This is a genomic window from Plebeiibacterium sediminum (genome assembly GCF_026013605.1).
GTDB classification, from domain to species: domain Bacteria; phylum Bacteroidota; class Bacteroidia; order Bacteroidales; family Marinilabiliaceae; genus Saccharicrinis; species Saccharicrinis sediminus.
In genome coordinates, this window is record NZ_JAPDPJ010000191.1 from 1 (window position 1) to 1625 (window position 1625).

Sequence of the window (1625 nt, forward strand, 5' to 3'; positions counted from 1 at the left end):
TTGCACCTACCACGTTACCTACTTTTCCGTTGAATCCACCAAGGATTCCGTTATTAAACTTTCCCATGACTATTTATTTTTACGATTTTTAATTTTAATGATGTTTCTTCTATGGCTTTTTTTAGCCGCTGTTCTTTCAGCCTGTTTACGGGCTTTATACCTTTTAATCCAGTTTGAAACAACAGTTGTGAGTGTTCCTGCTAGCAGGGTGATCGCTGTCCTGATCAACAATGTTTGAGGATCAGTATCCTGGGCTGAGAATATTTGTGCATCTGCCATTTCCAATGCTCCTAAAGTACCCAGTGAACCGATGGCGAAATTTTTGACTTCATTCATTTTTCTTTTTTTGTAATCCTCTTTATCATTGATCAGATCATAAAGAGGATCGGGTTAAACATGGTATCGGCCGACTTTATTGCTGGTTTTCAGTCTTCAGTCTACAGTCTTCAGTCTACAGTTCTCAGTCTACAGTTCTCAGTCTTCAGTCCTAAGTTCCTCAGTCTACTGCCTACTGCTTACTGCTCAATGCCTACTGCTCAATGCCTACTGCCTACTGCCTACTGCCTACTTACTGCCTACTTTAACCTTGAATCCTTTCCTTTAGCTTTCGATAACTAAATTAGATCAACGATGTGTACAAAAAAATAACAGTAATTTTACTGTGACTTTTTGTCTTTGTAAATGATTGAAAATCAATTATGAGTGGAAATGGGTAGTTTTAGAAGTGATGCGAAATAGGGCCAAAAACACCCAATTATTCAAAAAAATGCCAAAAACGGGGAAAATTATTCCGAAAATCGCCAAAATCGGCAAAAATTATTCAGAAAAACGTCATTTTGGGGAGATTTTGGATACGGCTTCGGTATGTGGTCGGGTCGCGTTCGGGTGGAATGGGGTTCTGTTCGGGTTGGGTTCGGGTTGTGATAGGTCTATAGCACCCGAAAAGATACCTTGCCGGAAGCAGAGTTGTACTTGAGGTGGTAGGGAGGTCTTCAGTCGGCAGTTGGCAGTCTTCAGTCCTTAGATTTCAGGCTGCAGTTAGCGTTGGGTTATTGATAGATTTGTTGATTTGTTGATTTGTTGATTTGTTGATTTGTTGATTTGTCAATTTTTAGGAACCGCGAAACGAAGAATGAGTTCAGCAATACAATAAAAAGTAAACACTGAATTGTTAATTGCACGAATCATACAAATTTTAATTGCATTGCAAAATACTTGTATTTTATTATCGAATTACCTCTGTATTTCACTAGTTATCAATATATTTAATTAAGGCTGAAAGCCTTTAATATCACAGCAAGGTGGCAACGCCCCTTGTTCTTATCAACGGGAATAAGTCAGGCTGAAGGACTGAAACATTTGGAAGTGTTTATTATGCAGTAGATTTATTTGCCTATTTGCTGATTCTTAGATTTGCCAATATTTAAGGATCCACGAATGGTACGAATTTTAATTGCTTTGCAATATACTTGTATATTATTATCGGGCTGAAGGCCCAGTTTATTTTAGCCCATGGCAACGCCTTGGGGATGTGACCAAGCTATAAATAAGCGTCCTGAAGGGACAACTCAATTTTTGATGGAATGTCCTTCAAAATGCAGGCAATAGTATTTCGGTTTATCTGT

At 38.4% G+C, this 1625-nt stretch carries 1 protein-coding gene; it reads right to left on the reverse strand.

What is annotated here, in order from left to right; genetic code table 11:
* Positions 1–69: 69 nt before the first annotated feature.
* The gene (locus tag OM075_RS24985; RefSeq protein WP_301193290.1) at positions 70–336 is read right to left on the reverse strand and encodes a hypothetical protein; all 267 of its coding nucleotides are present in this window, start codon (positions 334–336) and stop codon (positions 70–72) included.
* Between the last annotated feature and the right edge of the window lie 1289 nt (positions 337–1625).

What these genes read in the sequence shown, in the direction of transcription:
- OM075_RS24985 (WP_301193290.1), bottom strand. Translation starts at nt 336, where the DNA reads ATGAATGAAGTCAAAAATTTCGCCATCGGTTCACTGGGTACTTTAGGA.